This is a genomic window from Paraburkholderia sp. SUR17 (genome assembly GCF_029536165.1).
In the GTDB taxonomy this organism is placed as follows: domain Bacteria; phylum Pseudomonadota; class Gammaproteobacteria; order Burkholderiales; family Burkholderiaceae; genus Paraburkholderia; species Paraburkholderia kururiensis.
In genome coordinates this window covers 1,787,070-1,803,735 of sequence record NZ_CP120509.1, presented here as the reverse complement: position 1 = coordinate 1,803,735, position 16,666 = coordinate 1,787,070, and the positions used below count along the sequence as shown (strand labels likewise).

Annotated in this window: 13 protein-coding genes; 7 read left to right on the top strand and 6 right to left on the bottom strand. The window is 66.0% G+C overall.

Annotation, left to right across the window (positions count from 1 at the left end; genetic code table 11):
• Positions 1-70: 70 nt before the first annotated feature.
• Positions 71-2,071: a sigma-54-dependent Fis family transcriptional regulator gene (locus P2869_RS25380; protein WP_277598315.1), complete on the bottom strand. Its 2,001-nt coding sequence runs from the start codon at positions 2,069-2,071 to the stop codon at positions 71-73.
• Positions 2,072-2,497: 426 nt separating this feature from the next.
• Here P2869_RS25380 and P2869_RS25375 point away from each other — a divergent pair, with 426 nt between their 5' ends.
• The gene (locus P2869_RS25375) at positions 2,498-2,791 is read left to right on the top strand and encodes a DUF1488 domain-containing protein (protein ID WP_017775583.1); all 294 of its coding nucleotides are present in this window, start codon (positions 2,498-2,500) and stop codon (positions 2,789-2,791) included.
• 188 nt (positions 2,792-2,979) lie between these two features.
• Here the strand turns inward: P2869_RS25375 and P2869_RS25370 are convergent, their stop codons facing one another.
• From P2869_RS25370 to P2869_RS25355, 4 genes are all read right to left on the bottom strand, one after another.
• Positions 2,980-4,281: an NCS2 family permease gene (locus tag P2869_RS25370; protein WP_126877191.1), complete on the bottom strand. Its 1,302-nt coding sequence runs from the start codon at positions 4,279-4,281 to the stop codon at positions 2,980-2,982.
• 228 nt (positions 4,282-4,509) lie between these two features.
• Positions 4,510-5,286, bottom strand: coding sequence for a slipin family protein (locus P2869_RS25365; RefSeq protein WP_277598314.1), 777 nt, complete (start codon positions 5,284-5,286; stop codon positions 4,510-4,512).
• Positions 5,283-6,926 (bottom strand): nodulation protein NfeD, encoded by a 1,644-nt coding sequence (locus tag P2869_RS25360; RefSeq protein WP_277598313.1) that lies wholly within the window; start codon positions 6,924-6,926, stop codon positions 5,283-5,285. Before P2869_RS25360 ends, P2869_RS25365 begins: the two co-directional genes overlap by 4 nt.
• A gap of 58 nt (positions 6,927-6,984) precedes the next feature.
• On the bottom strand, positions 6,985-8,016 hold the full coding sequence (locus tag P2869_RS25355; protein WP_277598312.1) for an AraC family transcriptional regulator: 1,032 nt from the start codon (positions 8,014-8,016) through the stop codon (positions 6,985-6,987).
• A gap of 296 nt (positions 8,017-8,312) precedes the next feature.
• Here P2869_RS25355 and P2869_RS25350 point away from each other — a divergent pair, with 296 nt between their 5' ends.
• The 6 genes from P2869_RS25350 (at position 8,313) to P2869_RS25325 (ending at position 15,849) form a co-directional block, all read left to right on the top strand.
• Positions 8,313-9,446: an acyl-CoA dehydrogenase family protein gene (locus P2869_RS25350; protein ID WP_277598311.1), complete on the top strand. Its 1,134-nt coding sequence runs from the start codon at positions 8,313-8,315 to the stop codon at positions 9,444-9,446.
• A 122-nt stretch (positions 9,447-9,568) separates the two neighbouring features.
• Positions 9,569-11,278, top strand: a complete 1,710-nt coding sequence (locus P2869_RS25345; RefSeq protein WP_277598310.1) for an AMP-binding protein — start codon at positions 9,569-9,571, stop codon at positions 11,276-11,278.
• A 123-nt stretch (positions 11,279-11,401) separates the two neighbouring features.
• Entirely contained in the window at positions 11,402-12,949 is a 1,548-nt protein-coding gene (locus P2869_RS25340) for a CoA-acylating methylmalonate-semialdehyde dehydrogenase (RefSeq protein ID WP_277598309.1), read from the top strand.
• A 22-nt stretch (positions 12,950-12,971) separates the two neighbouring features.
• Positions 12,972-13,865, top strand: a complete 894-nt coding sequence (gene mmsB / locus P2869_RS25335; protein ID WP_017775591.1) for a 3-hydroxyisobutyrate dehydrogenase — start codon at positions 12,972-12,974, stop codon at positions 13,863-13,865.
• Positions 13,865-14,680 carry an enoyl-CoA hydratase gene (locus tag P2869_RS25330; protein ID WP_277599846.1) on the top strand — a complete coding sequence of 272 codons (816 nt, stop codon included), beginning with the start codon at positions 13,865-13,867 and terminating at the stop codon, positions 14,678-14,680. Before mmsB ends, P2869_RS25330 begins: the two co-directional genes overlap by 1 nt.
• Positions 14,677-15,849, top strand: a complete 1,173-nt coding sequence (locus tag P2869_RS25325; RefSeq protein ID WP_277598308.1) for an enoyl-CoA hydratase/isomerase family protein — start codon at positions 14,677-14,679, stop codon at positions 15,847-15,849. The genes P2869_RS25330 and P2869_RS25325 overlap by 4 nt, the downstream gene beginning before the upstream one ends.
• A gap of 16 nt (positions 15,850-15,865) precedes the next feature.
• On the opposite strand, the gene P2869_RS25320 is transcribed toward P2869_RS25325, so the two are convergent.
• Entirely contained in the window at positions 15,866-16,636 is a 771-nt protein-coding gene (locus tag P2869_RS25320; protein WP_277598307.1) for a DeoR/GlpR family DNA-binding transcription regulator, read from the bottom strand.
• Between the last annotated feature and the right edge of the window lie 30 nt (positions 16,637-16,666).

Below are 16,666 nucleotides of genomic sequence, written 5' to 3'. Positions count from 1 at the left end.
CTACGGTGCTTCGCCTTCGCCTTCGCCTTCGCCTTCGCCTGCGCCTGCGCCTGCGCCTGCGCCTGCGGCTTCAGTGCGTCGTGCGCCTGCGCAGATGCCGGTAGACGGTATTTCTCGCGAGCCCGAGTTCCCGTGCCGCTGCCGACACGTTTCCGCCCAGCCGTGTCAGCGTGGCTTCGATGAGCGCCGCCTGCCAGTCCTGGAGGCGTCCGGGCGCAGGTGTTTCGTTGCCATTCACGGCGACGGCCGCGGCGGGGGCAACGGCGGCTGCGGGGCTGGCCGCAGGCTCGCAGTCCTCGAAGAAATCTTCGGGCAAATGCTCGAGGCCGATTTCGTGTTCGCCCTCGGCCATGATGCTCGCCGTGCGCAGCACGTTGGCGAGCTGGCGCAGGTTGCCGGGCCAGCGGCAGCGTGCGAAGCAATCCAGTACATCTGCACTGACGCGTTTCGGTGCATGCGGGTGCGTGCACTGGTTTTCCAGAATGCGGGTGACCAGCACCGGCAGGTCGGTGCGTTCGCGCAAGGCCGGCAGCGTCACGGCAAGGCCGTTGATCCGGTAATAGAGGTCTTCCCGGAAGGTGCCGGCCGCAATCATCTCGCGCAGATTGCGGTGCGTGGCGCAGACGATGCGCAGGTCCACGGGAACCGCCCGCGTGCCGCCGAGCGGCACGACGGTGCGTTCCTGCAGAACTCGCATCAGGCGCACCTGTTGGGCGAGCGGCATGTCACCGATTTCATCGAGAAATAAAGTGCCGCCGTCGGCCTGCACGATCTTGCCGGTGTTGCCGCGCTTCCTTGCGCCCGTGAACGCGCCGTCTTCGTAGCCGAACAGCTCGGCTTCGATCAACGTGTCCGGCAGCGACGCGCAGTTCACCGCGACGAACGGGCCGTCCGCGCGCGGCGAATCCTGGTGGATGGCGCGGGCCAGCCATTCCTTGCCCGTGCCAGTGCGGCCGAGCACCAGCACCGGAATGTCGCGTCCCCGCACCTTTTCGACGCGGCGCAGGACATCGGCCATGCGGGCATCGCCGGTATCGAGCGAGGCCAGCGTGACGACGGGCCCTCCCGGCGAGCCCTGCGCCGCAGACCCCGCGGGCCGCACCGCGGCCTGAGGCGAAACGACGCGCGGCGCCGCTGCCGTGGCGTGCGGCGCGGCGAATTCGCCGCGGGCGATCACGCGCACGCCGCTCGGCAGCGTCAACGTGAGGCAGGCGCCGGGCGTCTGTGCGGCGTGCTGGAGCAGGACAGGGAACGGTACGCCGAAGAGCGCGGCGAAGGGTTGCCGCTGGAGCGTGGCGAGCGGCTGGCCCAACTGGAACAGCGCGCTGCGGTTTGCCGAAAGCAGCGTGCCATCGGGCGTGAACGCAGCCAGCCCTTCGTAGAGCGTGCCGATGAATTCGGCGTGCGCGTGAAAACGTACGCGCACAGCGTCGGCGAACTGGTTCGCGAACAGATGGTTCTCGATCATCTGCGCCGACATTCGCACGAGCGCGAGCGTGTGCTTGTGGGCGCCGCGCGCGTCGCCGCTCACGTCCAGCGTGCCGATGGCCTGGCCGAACGGGTCCACGATGGGCGTGCACGAGCAGGTGAGGATGTGGTTGGCGCGCAGGAAGTGCTCGCCGCCGTGAACGATGGTGGGCTGCCCGTCGACCAGTGCGGTGCCGATCGCGTTCGTGCCGCGATCGCTTTCCGCCCACGAAACGCCGGGACAGAGCGCCACGCGCCGGGCCTTTTCGATGAAGTCGTTGTCGCCCAGGCTGTGCAGGATCACGCCGTGGCGGTCGGTGAGCAGCACCATGCTCTGGGTATCGACGATCTGCGCATGCAGTGTCTCCATGACCGGCAGCGCGTGCGCATAGAGCGACTGATTGCGCTCGATCAACTCGCGCAGAATGAGCGGCGCGAGAGGCTGGAAGTCGGGCGTTTCGCCGGTACGCAGACCGACCTCGCGCGAACGCGCGTGGGCCTGCGCGATGACGTCGGTACGGTTGGCCGATATCGCGGGCGGTTGAGTCACTGCGTGTCTCCAGTTCGTGCGGCGCGCAGGCGCCGGGCGCGCGACGAAGTGCATGGCTTCGTCCGGTCTCGCGTGGTGCACCGCGCAATGTCGGCGCAGCAGGGGCGCGCAAGTCAGCGTTCATCTTACAGGACGAGCCGGCGGGCACGGGCTCGTGAGGCCTTGCGCGGGATCGGGGTATGCCCTGGTCTTTGGGTTGGCCCCGGCGTACGCCATGGCCTCGACTTTGCGCCGGTCATCACTAATTCGACGCCTGGCTTGCGAGGCTATGACCCCTTCCGGCCGGGCATCACGTAAAACTTGCGGGTTGCCGCAACTCGTCTAAAGTGAATGGATCACGCGCCGGGCACGATTCCCGGCGCGTGATGTTCGAGCAGTGTTCGAGCCGTTCGAGCCGCGTGCGCGCGCGGCGCACCGAGGAGGAGCGAGGCAGCATAAGCGCGCAGCCCCGATGACCCGTGAACCGAAGGCGACCTCACCATGCAGATCATTTTTCCGAAAGAACCTCCTGAGTATTGCGGGCCCGAACTCACGCTGGCGTTTGCTGCGATGGTAGACGGCGAGCGGCTCGAATGCGTGATTACGGCTGAGGCGCTGGAAGATCATTTTGGTGCGGAGTCCACGCGCGCAGAGGACATGCTGGGTGCCTTCGACGCCCACCGCGAGCGCATCGAAGCGGCTGCGCGGCGGCTACTCTCCGAAACGCGCGGGCGGTGCGCGGTGCTGCGAAGCGGCTACGTGCGGTTCTATGAAGCGAACGTGCGGCCGTCTTGATCCGCCTTGATTCGTCCCGCGTCCCGGCTCGGGCATGACCGGTCGCCTGAATGCAGTGCAGCAAAAAAAGAAGCACCCCGTGGGGTGCTTCTGTGCATTCGGCGTCTGCCCGACGCCTGGGTCGATATCCGGCCCGAGGTCAGGCCCGAGGTCAGGCCCGAGGTCAGGCCCGAGGTCAGGCCCGACGCCTACTCCGCGCCAAGATAGAAGAAGCGGAACAGGAACACCGCGGCAATGATCCACACCACGAGCTTGACCTTGCGCGCCTGGCCGGTCAGCAGCTTGAGCCCCGCATACGAAATGAAGCCGAACGCCACGCCGTTCGCGATCGAATAGGTGAACGGCATGAGCAGCGCCGTGAGCGAAGCCGGCACGGCTTCCGTCGCATCTTCCCAGGGCAGTTCCACCATCTCGCGCAGCATCAGGCACGACACGTAGAGCAATGCGGGCGCCGTCGCGTAACCCGGCACGACGCCTGCAAGCGGCGCCACGAAGAGGCACGCGAGAAACAGCACGGCCACGGTGATCGCCGTCATCCCCGTGCGGCCGCCGGCCTGCACGCCCGAAGCGCTTTCGATGTACGCCGTGGTGGAAGACGTGCCGAGCACCGACCCAGCGAGAATCGCGGTGCTATCAGCCAGCAGCGCGCGGTTCAGGCGGTGCATCTTGCCGTGCACCAGCAGGCCCGCGCGGTTTGCCACGCCCATCAGCGTGCCCGTTGCATCGAAGAGTTCGACGAGGAAGAAGACGAGGATCACGTTCAGGATGCCCGACGAAAGCGCGCCGCGAATGTCGAGCTGAAAAAGCGTGGGCGAAATGGAAGGCGGTGCGGAGAACACGCCGTGGAACTGGTTGCCGCCGAAGAAGAAGCTGAGCACCGTGACCCCGACGATGCCGATCAGGATCGCGCCGCGCACGCGCAGGAAGTCGAGCGTCACGATGGCGAAGAAGCCGATGATCGCGAGCACCACGTGCGCGTTGTGCAGGTCGCCGAGCGCAACGAGCGTGGCCGGATTGCCCACCACGATGCCCGAGGTCTTCAGCGAAATGATGGCGAGGAAGAGGCCGATGCCGCCTGTGATCGCCACGCGTATGGAATGCGGAATGCCGTTCACGATCACCTCGCGCACGCGGATCAGCGTGACGATCATGAAGAGGCAGCCCGAGATGAACACCGCGCCCAGCGCCGCCTGCCACGTGAAGCCCATGCCTTTGACCACCGTATAGGCGAAGTAGGCGTTGAGGCCCATGCCGGGCGCAAGCGCAATCGGGTAGTTCGCGTAAAGGCCCATCACGAGCGAGGCGAGCGCGGCCACGAGGCAGGTGGCCACGAACACGGACTCTTTCGGCATGCCTGCATCGCCCAGAATCGCCGGGTTCACGAAGATGATGTAGGCCATCGTAAGAAAGGTCGTGAAGCCCGCGAGCAATTCGGTGCGCAGATTGGTGCCCGCTTCGTCGAAGCCGAAATAGCGTTTGATGGAGTCCATGAAGAAGGGCCTCTTGGTTTGGTTTTCGTGGATTCTTGATATGGCCATGCGAACGTGCCGTGCGGCTCGCGCGAGCGAGGCCTGGGGCCGCCGCCACTGCGGGCACGGCCATTGCGGCCGTGCCGCACGCGCGGCAGGGTGGGCCGCGCTGTCACGGGCGGCATTGTAATCAGGATTGCGCGCGGCGTGCGTAAGCGGCACGCAACAACGCCGTGAAAGACGACGCGCTCAGGCCTGCGGCGGCTTGGGGCCCCAGCGGTCCAGCACGTGCTGCAGCACGTCGATGGGCAGCGGAAACACGATGGTCGAATTCTTGTCCGCCGCGATGGTGGTGAGCGTCTGCAGATAGCGCAGCTGCATGGCCTGCGGTTGTTGCGCGAGCATCTGCGCGGCTTGCAGCAGCTTTTCGGAAGCCTGCAGTTCGCCTTCGGCGTGAATCACCTTGGCGCGGCGTTCGCGCTCTGCCTCGGCCTGGCGCGCGATGGCGCGGATCATCGTTTCGTTGATGTCCACGTGCTTGATCTCGACGTTGGAGACCTTGATGCCCCACGCGTCGGTCTGCGCATCAAGCACCTTCTGGATGTCCGCGTTCAGCTGCTCGCGTTCCGCCAGCAGTTCGTCCAGTTCGTGCTTGCCGAGCACGGCACGCAGAATGGTCTGCGAAAGCTGGCTGGTGGCCTCGAAGTAGCGCGCCACCTGAATCACGGCGCGTTCGGGGTCGACCACGCGAAAGTAGACCACCGCGTTGACCTTCACAGACACGTTGTCGCGCGTGATGACGTCCTGCGGCGGCACGTCGAACACCACGGTGCGCAGGTCGATTTTCACGACCTGCTGCACGATGGGGACGATCAGCACGAGCCCCGGTCCCTTCACTTTCCAGAAGCGCCCGAGCAGGAACACGACGCCGCGTTCGTACTCGCGGAAGATGCGTATCGATGAAGCGACGAGCAGGATCAGCAGCACGATCAGGATGCTGCCGAAGCCGAAGGTGAATCCCATCATGAACGTTCTCCTTGTTGTAGAGGCGATGCATGGGGTGCCTGTGCCTGTGCCGGTGTCGGTGCCTGCGCGTGCGTGCTGGCTTGCATGGACCCGACACCCGTGTTCCTGCCCGGCGATGGCGACGATCCCGCCGTGTGCGTCGCTTCGCGCGCAGGCTCCACCGTGAGCATGAGTCCCTGGCGGCCCGTCACGCGCACTTCGCTTCCCGCGGCAAGCGGTTCGGCGCAGCGCACGCGCCAGCGCTCGCCATGAATGCGTGCCCAGCCTTCGGGCGCCGTCCCCGTCCCGTCCATGTCCTTCGTTGCGAGACCCTCGTCCAGCACCACGCCGACGCTGCCGATCAATGCTTCCGAACCCGTCACCACGGGCCGTCGCCGCGCCTTGAGCGCGACGCTCGATACCGTGAAGACGAAGAGCACGCTGAACGCGGTGAGCGCGGCGATCATGGGCAACGGAATGCCGAAGCCGGGTGCCTCGGTGTCCATCAACATTAGCGCGCCGATCACGAAGGCCACGATGCCGCCGAAACCCAGCGTGCCGAAGGTGGGCAGAAAAGCCTCGGCAATCAGGAACGCGAGTCCCAGAAAAATCAACCCGAGCCCCACGTAGTTGATGGGCAGCAGTTGCAGCGCGAAGAGCCCAACCAGCAGGCTGATGGCGCCCGCCACGCCGGGCAGCACGAAGCCGGGGTTCGCGAACTCGAAGAAGAGCCCGTACATGCCGATCATGAGCAGGATGAGGGCCACGTTCGGGTCCGTGATGACCGAGAGGAAACGGCTGCGCCAGTCGGGCGCGAGCGTGAGCACGGGCGCGTGTGCGGTGGCGAGTGTGGCCTCGCCCGCGACGGTGGCGACGTGACGGCCGTTCAGCACGCGGAGCAGGTCGGGCACGTCGCGCGCCATGACGTCGACGACTTTTTGCGCGAGCGCCTCGTTCGCCGACAGACTCACCGCTTCGCGCACCGCGCGTTCGGCCCAGTCGGCGTTGCGTCCGCGCAGCTGGGCGAGGCCGCGGATATAGGCGGCGGCGTCCTGCACCTGCTTGCGTGTTTCGGTTGCGCGTTCGTCGCCGGCGGACGGCGGCTTCGCGTCGCTCGGGCGCTGGCCCGGCGGCTCCGCGCCGCCCATGCCGATCTGGATGGGCGTGGCCGCGCCCAGGTTGGTGCCGGGCGCCATGGCCGCAAGGTGGCTCGCGTAGACGATATAGGTGCCCGCGCTCGCCGCACGCGCGCCGCCTGGCGCGATGAAGGCGGCAACGGGCACGGGCGAGGCGAGGATCGCCTTGATGATCTGCCGCATCGATGTGTCGAGGCCGCCCGGTGTGTCGAGCTGGACGACGGCGAGCTGCGCGCGGTCGTGGGCGGCGCGGGCGAGCCCGCGCACGATGAAGTCCGCGCTGGCCGGGCCGATGGCGCCGGCCACGGGAATCACGATGACCGGCGAGGGCGCCGTGGTTGCATGAATGCTCGCATCAACGGCCGCACCGGCAGGAGCGCTGATCAGCAGCGGCCACGTGAGTGAAAACCCGTAGAGGATGCGCCGCGCGAGCCGCAGCGTGCGGCGCGACGACGCAGTGCGCGTGGTCCGCGCGAAGCGCGCAAGGCACAGCAAACGGCGCAAAAAAACGGGCAGCGTGTTCATCGCTGGCGGCCGGCATGCGTTTTTGGCGGCGCCGGCCGGGAAGGTGATGCTCTAAAGCTTAGTCCGATTCGGCCCGTTGCGTGCGTGTCAGCCGGTAATCCGTGGGGCGCATGCCGGTCCACTTGCGAAACGCGCGGTGAAAGGCGCTCGGTTCCGCGAAGCCCACGGCGGCGGCAATGTCCGCGATCGTGCGTGCCGTGTCCTGCAGTTCGCCGATGGCGATGTCGCGGCGCAGGTCGTCCTTGATGGACTGATACGTGTGGCCTTCCTGCTTGAGGCGCCGGCGCAGGGTCGCTTCGGCCACGTTCAGCCGCTCCGCCATGGACCCGGCATCGGGCCACGCGGACATGGGCAGCGCGCGCAGCGTCTTGCGCACGCGCGCCGCGAACGAACCCGGATTGCGGTACTTCACCACGAAGCTGGCGGGTGCGTCGCGCAGGAAGGCCTTCACCGAACGCGCCGTCTGGATCACAGGCAGGTCGAGAAACGCAGGCGAAAGATCGACGTACGACGCGTCCTGGCAGAATGCCATGTCGTCGCAGAACATCAGCCGGTATTCGTGCTCGGCGGGCGGGGCCGCGCAGCGAAAGCGCGCACACAGGAGCGGAATGCGGCGTCCCACGAGCCAGCACACGAGGCCGTAGACGATGATGAACCAGGTGGCATACGCGAACATCTTCGGCTCCGGGGTGCCCGGACGATGCTCGAAGACGAGACGTACGCGCGTGGTGTCGGCCTCCACGCGAACCGCGAGGTCGTCGAGCACGAGGCGCATGAAGCTCACGGCGCGCTGCAACGCCTGCTTGCCCGTGCTCGCCGTGAGCGCCGCGTGCGTCATTGCGATGAAGCTGCCGTAGCGCATGGGGTGCGAGTCCTGGCCGAAGAACTCGTCGTCGAGCGCACGCGCAATGCCTACCCACAGCGCGCCGTACTGCGCCGACGACACGCGGCTCTTCGGCGAGGCCAGCATCTGCGGAGCGATTCCGGCCGCGGCGACGAGCGGCAGCACGTCGAGCCCGCCCTCGCGTGCGAGCGCCAGCGTTTCCTCCACGAGGCTCATCGAGATCGTGCCTTTTTCGTTTTTCTTCATCGTGTTCGGGTAAGGATGTGCGTGGGCTGCTGCGCGCCCCGGGGCATGGCAAATCCGCTCACGCCGATTGATCGAAGCGGGCATCGAAGCGGCACACGAGCATGCCTACACTCCTTCCCAACCGGAAACATATAACGCGGCGAATACGGCGCGTGGCGCGTAGGCGTGCGCGAGGGCGAGACAGTTTAAAGCGCTGACGCGGCCCGCGCCATGTTCGCGCATGCGCTGCATCAAGCGCGATATCCAGCACGACATTAAGCACACCGCCGCAGCATCGAGGAGACAGGAGCCAGCCGATGGACGATTTCCATACCGACGAGCAACGCATGATTCGCGACGCGGCGCGCGAATTCGCCGCAGAACAGCTTGCGCCTTACGCCGCGCAATGGGATCGCGACGGCGTCTTGCCCGACGAAGTGGTGAAGCAGATGGGCGAGCTGGGTCTGCTCGGCATGATGGTGCCCGCGGAATGGGGCGGTTCGTACACCGACTACGTGGCGTATGCGCTCGCGCTCGAAGAAATTGCCGCGGGCTGTGCCGCGTGCGCCACGATGATGAGCGTGCACAACTCGGTGGGCTGCGGTCCTATCCTGAATTTCGGCACGCCGGCGCAAAAAGACCACTACCTGCATGACCTCGCCACGGGCAGCACCATCGGCGCGTTTTGCCTGACCGAGCCGCAGGCCGGCTCCGAAGCCAACAACCTGCGCACGCGCGCCGTGCTGCGCGACGGCCAGTGGGTGCTCAACGGCAGCAAGCAGTTCGTCACGAACGGCGCGCGCGCGGGCGTGGCCATCGTGTTCGCGGTGACGGACCCGGATCTGGGCAAGCGTGGCATCTCGGCCTTCATCGTGCCCACCCACACGCCCGGTTTCAACGTGGGCCGCCCGGAGCACAAGCTCGGCATTCGTGCGTCGGACACCTGTCCCATTTCGCTCGACGATTGTGCGGTGCCGCAGGCCAACCTGCTGGGCGAGCGCGGCGAGGGGCTCAAGATTGCGCTCGCGAATCTGGAAGGCGGGCGTATCGGCATCGCCGCGCAGGCGGTGGGCATTGCGCGCGCCGCGTTCGATGCGGCGCGTGCCTACGCGAGCGAGCGCATCCAGTTCGGCAAGGCGTTGCGTGAGCATCAGACCATCGCCAACATGCTCGCGGACATGGCCACGCGCCTTAACGCCGCGCGTCTGCTCGTGCATCACGCGGCACGGCTGCGCACGGCGGGCAGGCCGTGTCTTTCCGAGGCTTCGCAGGCGAAGCTCTACGCGTCCGAGCTAGCTGAAGAGGTGTGCTCGAAGGCGCTGCAGATTCACGGCGGCTACGGTTACCTCGCCGACTATCCGGTAGAGCGCCACTACCGCGACGCCCGCATCACGCAGATCTATGAAGGCACCAGCGAAGTGCAGCGGATGGTGATTGCGCGACACGTATAAAAGAACGGCCCTTGGAAAAGGCCCCAAAGAGACCTTAGCCACCGTAAGCCACCCTAAACGACCCCACGCGGGCGCACAATAAGCGGCACAGAGCGCACATTCGCGCCGATCAGGAGACGACGATGAACGACGGAGCTGCAGCGAAGCGGTTTATCGAGGCGCGCGATCTGCTGTTGCGCCATCGCACCGACTACGAGGGCGCGTATCGCGAGTTCGCATGGCCGGCGATGGACGAATTCAACTGGGCGCTCGACTACTTCGATGTCATCGCTCGCGGCAATCACAACCCGGCGTTATGGATCGTCGACGACCCGCAAAGCGAAGGACTCAAGCTTTCGTACGCGCAGATGTCGGAGCGCTCTTCGCGCATGGCGAACTATCTGCGCAGCGTGGGCGTGACGCGCGGCGACCGTCTGCTGCTGATGTTGCCGAACCGCGTGGAGTTGTGGGACGTGATGCTCGCGGCCATGAAGCTTGGCGCCGTCGTGCTGCCCGCCACCACGCAGCTTTCGCCCGACGACGTGCGCGATCGTGTCCAGCTGGGCGGCGCGCATTACGTCATCGTGGACGGCGCGGAGCTTGCAAAATTCGATTCGATCGACGCGAGCGTGAAGCGCATTGCCGTGGGCGCGCGGCGCGAAGGCTGGCTCGACCTGGCCGACGCTTGCGAAGCCTCGCCGCATTTCGTGCCGGAGGGCCCCACGCGTGCGACTGATCCGCTGCTGCTCTATTTCACCTCGGGCACGACGTCGAAGCCGAAGCTTGTCGAACACACGCATCAGAGCTATCCCGTGGGGCATCTTTCTACGATGTACTGGATCGGTCTCATGTCCGGCGACGTGCACTGGAACATCAGCTCGCCAGGTTGGGCCAAGCATGCATGGAGCTGCTTTTTCGCGCCCTGGAATGCGCAGGCCTGCGTGTTCGTCTACAACTACGCGCGCTTCGTGCCGCGCGAAATACTCGAGGTACTCGTGCGGTTCAACGTGACGACGCTCTGCGCGCCGCCTACGGTGTGGCGCATGCTCGTGCAGGAGCCGCTCGCCTCGTACGACGTGAAGCTGCGCGAGATCGTGGGCGCGGGCGAGCCGCTCAATCCCGAGATCATCGAGCGCGTGCGCCGCGCCTGGAACATCACGATTCGCGACGGTTACGGGCAAACCGAAACCACCTGCCAGATCGGCAATTCGCCGGGGCAGCCCGTGGTGCCGGGGGCCATGGGTCGGCCGCTGCCGGGCTACACGGTGGAACTGGTCGATGCCGACGATCAGCCCGCGAGCGAAGGCGAAATCGCGCTGCCCGCCTTGCCGTTTGCGCAGCGTCCGATCGGTCTCATGACGGGCTACGCGAACAACGCGAACGCGACCGACCACGCGATGCGCAACGGTTACTACCACACGTCCGACGTGGCGATGCGCCGCGACGACGGCTACTACGTCTACGTGGGCCGCGCCGACGATGTGTTCAAGTCGTCGGATTACCGGCTAAGCCCGTTCGAACTCGAAAGCGTGCTGATCGAGCACGAGGCGATTGCCGAGGCCGCCGTGGTGCCGAGCGCGGACCCGTTGCGCCTTTCCGTGCCGAAAGCGTTCGTCACCGTGCGTCAGGGCTTCGAGGCCGGACCCGAACTTGCGCGCAGCGTGTTCCGCTTCTCGCGCGAAAAACTCGCGCCGTACAAGCGGATTCGTCGCCTGCAGTTCAGCGATCTGCCGAAGACCATCTCCGGCAAGATCCGCCGCGTCGAGCTAAGGCGCCGCGAAGAGGAGCGGCCCACTGAGCCCGACCGCCTGCCCGGCGAGTACTGGGAAGAAGACTTTCCCGATCTGCGTTGATCGTCACCGGGGCGGCGAGGCTTCGTTGCGCGCATCTTCGCCGCTACTTCACATCGCTTCATCTTCAGACGCCGCCGCATGCGTGTTGGTGCGCGGCGGCCTCTCTCGCACAGGAGACACAACATGAGCGCCGTTCCTTCCACTTCTTTCCTTTCATCGGCGTCGTCATCCGATGCACCACCTGCCGTAAAACTGCTGATCGGCGGCGAGTTCGTCGACTCGAAAACCACGGAATGGCGCGACGTGGTGAATCCCGCCACGCAGGACGTGTTGGCGCGCGTACCGTTCGCGACGGCCGATGAAGTGGATGCCGCCATCCGGGCCGCACATGTCGCGTTCGCGACATGGAAGAACACGCCGGTGGGTGCGCGCATGCGCATCATGCTCAAGTACCAGGCGCTGATTCGCGAGCACATGCCGCGTATCGCGAAGACGTTGACCGCGGAGCAGGGCAAGACGCTGCCCGATGCCGAGGGTGACATCTTTCGCGGGCTCGAAGTAGTGGAGCACGCATGTTCCATCGGCACGCTGCAACAGGGCGAGTTTCTCGAAAACGTGGCGGGCACGGTGGACACCTACACGCTGCGCCAGCCGCTCGGCGTGTGCGCGGGCATCACGCCGTTCAACTTCCCGGCCATGATTCCGCTCTGGATGTTTCCGATGGCGCTGGTCTGCGGCAACACGTTCGTGCTGAAGCCTTCGGAGCAGGACCCGCTCTCCACCATGCAGCTCGTCGAACTGGCACTGGAAGCCGGCGTGCCGGCGGGTGTGCTGAACGTCGTGCATGGCGGAAAAGGCGTGGTGGATGCGCTGTGCACACATGAACTCGTGAAGGCCATTTCGTTCGTCGGTTCGACGGCGGTAGGCACGCACGTCTATCGCCTCGGCAGCGAGCACGGCAAACGCGTGCAGTCGATGATGGGCGCGAAGAATCACGCCGTGGTGTTGCCGGATGCGAATCGCGAGCAGTCGCTTAATGCGCTCGTGGGCGCCGCATTCGGCGCAGCGGGACAGCGCTGCATGGCGACCTCCGTAGCCGTGCTCGTGGGCGCAGCGAAGGACTGGCTGCCCGACCTCGTGGAAAAAGCCAAAGCTTTGAAGGTGAACGCGGGCCACGAGCCCGGCACGGACATTGGGCCCGTTGTGTCGCGAGCGGCGAAGGCGCGTGTTGTCGGTCTGATCGAATCGGGCGTGAAGCAGGGCGCGACGCTCGTGCTCGATGGGCGCGGCGTGCGCGTGAAGGGCTACGAAGACGGCAACTTCATCGGCCCGACCCTCTTCTCGAACGTCACGTCCAGCATGGACATCTATCGCAACGAGATCTTCGGCCCGGTGCTGCTCGTCATGACGGTGCCCACGCTCGACGAGGCCATCGCGTTGGTGAACAGCAATCCGTTCGGCAACGGCGTGGGCCTCTTCACGCAGAGCGGCGCGGCTGCGCGAAAATTCCAGAGCGAGATCGACGTGGGGCAGGTGGGCATCAACATTCCCATTCCGGTGCCTGTGCCGTACTTCAGCTTCACGGGCTCGCGCGGTTCGAAGCTGGGCGACCTCGGTCCGTACGGCAAGCAGGTGGTGCAGTTCTACACGCAGACCAAGACCGTGACCGCGCGCTGGTTCGACGACGCGACGACCAGCGACGGCGTGAACACGACCATCAGCCTGCGCTGAACGGCAAACAGGAGAACAGGCCATGAAAATAGGCTTTATCGGGCTCGGCAACATGGGCGCGCCCATGGCGCGCAATCTGCTGAAAGCGGGGCACGCGCTCAACGTGTTCGACCTCAACGCGCAGGCCGTGCAGTCGCTCGTGGATGCGGGCGCGAAGGCGGCGGCGTCGCCGAAGATTGCCGCTACAGACGTTGAATGCGTGATGACGATGCTGCCCGCCGCGGCGCACGTGCGCGACGTGCTCACGGCAAAGGACGGCGTGCTGGCCGGCATCGCGAAGGGCGTGACGATCATCGATTCGAGCACCATCGATCCACAGAGCGCGAAGGCGTTCGCGGCGCTCGCGGCCGACCACGGCAATCCATTCGTGGATGCGCCCGTGTCGGGCGGTACAGGCGGGGCGGCCGCGGGCACGTTGACCTTCATGGTGGGCGGCAGCGCGGCCGCATTCGACGCCGTGCGGCCGGTCTTGTCGGCGATGGGCAAGAACCTCGTGCATTGCGGCGACACGGGCACGGGGCAGGTCGCGAAGATCTGCAACAACCTGTTGCTTGGCATCACGATGGCGGGCGTGGCGGAGGCCATGTCGCTGGGCGCGGCGCTCGGCATCGACACCAAGGTGCTTGCCGGCATCATCAACACGTCGACGGGGCGGTGCTGGAGTTCAGATACCTATAACCCGTTTCCCGGCGTGATCGAGACTGCGCCCGCATCGCGCGGCTACACGGGCGGCTTCGGCACGGACCTGATGCTCAAGGACCTGGGCCTTGCTACGGACGCCGCGCGTTCGGCGCATCAACCGGTGTATCTCGGCGCGCTCGCGCAGCAGCTTTACCAGGCGATGAGCAGCCGTGGCGAAGGACGGCTCGACTTCTCGTCGATCATCAAGCTGTATCGCGACGGCGAGGGCGCGTGATGATCGAACTCGACTACACGCACGACGGGGCCATCGCGCTCGTCACATTGAAGCGCCCGCCCGCGAATGCGTTCACGCCCGAAGGCTTGCTGCAATTGCAGCGAACCGTGGAAACGCTCGACGCCGACGAATGCGTGCGGGCGCTCGTCATCACAGGCGACGGTCCGCGCTTCTTCAGCGCGGGTGCGGACCTCAATACGTTCGCCGACGGCGACAAGTGCGTGGCACGCGAAGCGGCCGCGCGTTTTGGCGCGGCATTCGAAGCATTGCAGAACGCGCGGCCCGTGGTGATTGCCGCGATCAACGGCTATGCGATGGGCGGCGGACTGGAATGTGCGCTCGCCTGCGACGTGCGCATCGCCGAGCAGCATGCGCAACTCGCGGTGCCCGAGACCGCCGTGGGCCTTCTGTGCTGCGGCTGCGGCACGCAGACGTTGCCGTGGCTCGTGGGTGAGGGCTGGGCGAAGCGAATGATCCTCACGGGCGAACGCGTGAACGCGCAGACCGCATTGCGCATCGGCCTGGTGGAAGAAGTGGTGGAAACAGGCGCCGCTCGTGAGGCGGCACTGGCGATGGCGACGCGCGTTACGACGCTGAGTCCGCAGGCCGTCACGTTCAGTAAGCAGTTGATCCACCAGGCGCGTAACGGCGTGCCGCGTGCGGCAGCGCTTGCGGTGGAACGCGAGCGCTTCGTGGACCTGTTCGATCATCCCGATCAACGCGAGGGCGTGAATGCGTTTCTGGAGAAGCGCGCGCCGCGTTGGAGCAGTATGGGGAGCAGTACGAGGAGTAGTACAGCGGAGGGCACACGATGAGCGCGCTTCGCGATGCGTCGGTGCAGGTTTCGGGTCCCTCGAACCTCGCGCCGAACACTGAACCAGAGGTGATGTTGCGCGTGGTGAATCGCGTCGCGGTCATCACATTGAACCGGCCCTCGGCCATCAACGCGCTTTCGCATGCGATGGTGCGCGAGCTTGCCGAGCTGCTGGGACGCTGCCGCGACGACGACGCGATCGTTGCAGTCGTATTGCGCGGCGCAGGTGAAAGGGGTTTTTGCGCAGGCGGCGACGTGCGCGCTTTGTATGCGCTCGCGAAGCAACGCGATGCAGAGACCAGAGCCGCATGGCAGCAGTTTTTCATCGACGAATACCGGCTCGACTATGCGATCCACACGTTTGCGAAGCCTGTCATCGCGCTGCTCGATGGCATCGTGATGGGCGGGGGCATGGGGCTCGGGCAGGGGGCGCGTCTGCGTATCGTGACGGACCGCTCGAAGCTCGCGATGCCGGAAACGCGCATCGGCTTTCTGCCCGACGTCGGCGCCACGCGTTTTCTCGGCGTGATGCCCGCGGAGATGGAACTGTACGTGGGCCTCACGGGCGCCACGCTTTCGGGCGCCGACGCGCTGCGCCTGCAACTGGCCGACCTTTGCGTGCCCGCGGAATGGCTCGCCTCGTTCGAGGAAAGACTCTTGCGCATGCCGCATGACGGCGATCTGCTCCATGCATTGCGACGCGTATTCGAGCCGCCTTGCAACGTCGTTCCGCACGCGCCGCTCGCACCGTTTACGCAATTGATCCTGCGGCACTTCGACCGGCGTTCGGGGGTGGATCGCATGGTCGCGACGCTGAAGCAGGACCTGGAGCGTGATGCGCCGCGCGAGATTCGTCAGTGGTTACAGGCGACTTACGACGCCCTGACGTCGCATTCGCCCACCATGCTCTACGTCACGCGCGAGGCGCTGCTGCGCGGGCGGCAGATGACGCTGGCCGAATGCTTTCGCATGGAGCTGGGCATCGTGACGCGGGCTATTGAAGACGGCGATTTTTGCGAAGGCGTGCGGGCGCATCTGGTAGACAAAGACCGGCGTCCGCGCTGGGCACCGCTCACGCTCTTCGAAGTGCGGCCCGAACGCGTGCGCCACTTCATTTCGTCGCCGTGGCGCAGGGACGCGCATCCGCTTGCGGAGCTGGGGGAAGTGTAGACACCGAGTGTTGACACTAAGCCAGCAGCACGCGTCTCAATTTTCGTTTCAACGACGTAAAGCCCGCTGCCTCGGCGGCCTTTGCGTTCGTAATCAAGACGTCGATTCGCTCGAGCGGGCACCACGTAATGCGGCTGCGCTGGCCGATCTTGCTGTAGTCGGCGAGCACGACCACGCGGTCCGCGTTGGCCACCATCGCGCGGGCTACGTCCGCCTCGCCCTGGTCGTAGTTGGTCGCGCCGTGCCGGGCGTCGATGCCCACGGGCGAGAGCAGGGCGAGGTCCGCGCGATAGCGATGGATGTCGAGCACGGTGGCGCCCCCCATGGTGGCCGCCGCACGATTGCTGATCGACCCGCCCAGCAGGATCACCTCGTTGGGCGCTTCGGCCTCGCCGCTTGCGCCGCGCATCTTCAGCGCCACGTCGATCGAGTTGGTGACCACCGTCAGGTTGGCGAGCTTCGCCAGTTGCTCGGCGAGCAGCGACGTCGTGGTGCCCGCGTCCACGAAGAGCGTTTGCCCGCTTGCCACCATGCCCGTTGCCGCCTTTACCACAGCGGACTTCGCTTTCACGCGCGTATGGGCGCGTTCGTCGATAGGCGCTTCGTCAGCGGGGCGCACCGCGCCGCCATGCACGCGGCGCAGCTCGCCCATGGCTTCCAGGTCCAGCAGATCGCGCCGCACGGTTTCGCGCGATACGCCCAGCTCCGCCATGATGCGTTCCGTGGAAACGCGGTGCAGCGTGGAGAGCAGCGTACGGATTCTCTGATGACGGTCTTCCTGCCACATTTGAAGGGTGCTCTGTCTTGAAGTGAGGCG

Bases quoted from the DNA above. Each gene is read 5' to 3' on its own strand.
- P2869_RS25365 (WP_277598314.1), bottom strand. From the start codon at position 5,286: ATGATGGGATTCACCTTCGGCTTCGGCAGCATCCTGATCGTGCTGCTG.
- P2869_RS25350 (WP_277598311.1), top strand. From the start codon at position 8,313: ATGGACGATTTCCATACCGACGAGCAACGCATGATTCGCGACGCGGCG.
- P2869_RS25345 (WP_277598310.1), top strand. From the start codon at position 9,569: ATGAACGACGGAGCTGCAGCGAAGCGGTTTATCGAGGCGCGCGATCTG.
- P2869_RS25355 (WP_277598312.1), bottom strand. From the start codon at position 8,016: ATGAAGAAAAACGAAAAAGGCACGATCTCGATGAGCCTCGTGGAGGAA.
- P2869_RS25375 (WP_017775583.1), top strand. From the start codon at position 2,498: ATGCAGATCATTTTTCCGAAAGAACCTCCTGAGTATTGCGGGCCCGAA.
- P2869_RS25340 (WP_277598309.1), top strand. From the start codon at position 11,402: ATGAGCGCCGTTCCTTCCACTTCTTTCCTTTCATCGGCGTCGTCATCC.
- P2869_RS25360 (WP_277598313.1), bottom strand. From the start codon at position 6,926: ATGAACACGCTGCCCGTTTTTTTGCGCCGTTTGCTGTGCCTTGCGCGC.
- P2869_RS25380 (WP_277598315.1), bottom strand. From the start codon at position 2,071: ATGCACTTCGTCGCGCGCCCGGCGCCTGCGCGCCGCACGAACTGGAGA.
- mmsB (WP_017775591.1), top strand. From the start codon at position 12,972: ATGAAAATAGGCTTTATCGGGCTCGGCAACATGGGCGCGCCCATGGCG.
- P2869_RS25330 (WP_277599846.1), top strand. From the start codon at position 13,865: ATGATCGAACTCGACTACACGCACGACGGGGCCATCGCGCTCGTCACA.
- P2869_RS25370 (WP_126877191.1), bottom strand. From the start codon at position 4,281: ATGGACTCCATCAAACGCTATTTCGGCTTCGACGAAGCGGGCACCAAT.
- P2869_RS25320 (WP_277598307.1), bottom strand. From the start codon at position 16,636: ATGTGGCAGGAAGACCGTCATCAGAGAATCCGTACGCTGCTCTCCACG.
- P2869_RS25325 (WP_277598308.1), top strand. From the start codon at position 14,677: ATGAGCGCGCTTCGCGATGCGTCGGTGCAGGTTTCGGGTCCCTCGAAC.